This window comes from Streptococcus oralis (assembly GCF_001579025.1).
GTDB classification, from domain to species: domain Bacteria; phylum Bacillota; class Bacilli; order Lactobacillales; family Streptococcaceae; genus Streptococcus; species Streptococcus oralis_X.
Window position 1 is genome coordinate 937,957 of sequence record NZ_KQ970235.1, and the last position, 1,239, is coordinate 939,195.

At 37.7% G+C, this 1,239-nt stretch carries 1 pseudogene; it reads left to right on the forward strand.

Annotated features, from left to right (window positions below):
• Positions 1-1,122: pseudogene (locus tag SORDD27_RS09695) on the forward strand (IS3 family transposase); the annotation flags it as partial.
• Positions 1,123-1,239 lie beyond the last annotated feature (117 nt).

The following is a 1,239-nucleotide window of genomic DNA, read 5'->3' on the forward strand; positions in this document are numbered from 1 at the left end:
AGCATATTCAGTAGAAACTAAGCTAGCCTGTATCGAAATGAAGAAGGCGGGTAAATCAAATAAGGTTATCATGGATACCCTCGGTATCAAAAATGTTAGTCAGGTCAAGACTTGGTGGCAATGGTATCAGAATGATGAATTGTACCGTTTCCACCAATCTGTGGGGAAACAATATACTTATGGTAAAGGGATGAACCAGTTATCTGAAGTGGAACAGTTACATTTGCAGGTAGAATTACTAAAAAAGTATCAGAGGTTGGTAAGAGAATCGACAAAGTAAGTCTTATCAAGCTAGTGAAAGAGTATAAGAAAACGTGCCCTGTATCGATTATTTTAGAGTGTTTCGGAGTCAAACACTCAACATTTTATCACTGGAAACAGGAGTGTAAAAATTCTCATAAAAAAGACGAAATAGCAGATAAAATCGAGGCACTCTGTATGGAAAATCACTTTATTTACGGCTATAGAACCATCACTCACTTGCTCAGGGAAGTTTATAACCACGTCGTTAGTCGCAAGAAGGTTTATCGTATCATGAAGGAAAAGGGCTACCTCTGCCGTGTCCGTCCCAAGAAGGGACCTAAATTAGGGAAGCCTTACTTATGTAACAGACAATATGCTGGATCGTGATTTTCAGGCAGACAAGCCTATGGAGAAGCTTGTCACAGTCATCACCTACCTCTACTTTGGAAACTGTAGACTTTATCTATCTTCGATCATGGATCTCTATAATCTTGAAATTGTAGCTTATACTATCTCTGAATGCCAAAATACGGACTTTGTGCTCAACACACTTAATCAACTTGAGCTACCTCAAGGGGTACTTTTACATAGCGACCAAGGATCTGTCTACACCTCAAAAGTCTACTATCAAGCTTGTACAGAAAAAGGCATCACCCGCTCCATGTCCCGAAAAGGAACACCAGCAGATAATGCCTGTATTGAATGGTTTCATTCTGTCCTCAAGTCTGAAACCTTCTATCTCCATAAATGGAGAAACTTAACTAAAGATAGTATAACAGAAATTGTCAATCTTACATCATATTTTATAATGAAACTAGAATTCAACAGAAACTAAATGACCAGTCTCCCATAGATTACAGAAAACTGATCGCATCATAGGGGTTTTCTCATATCCCATTATTGGGGGTCAGTTCCGAGTTCAATCCTGTTTTTTTCTATATTATTTGTTTGTTTTAAACTAAAAATGTGATTTAAAAATCCGAGAACAGTAACTAT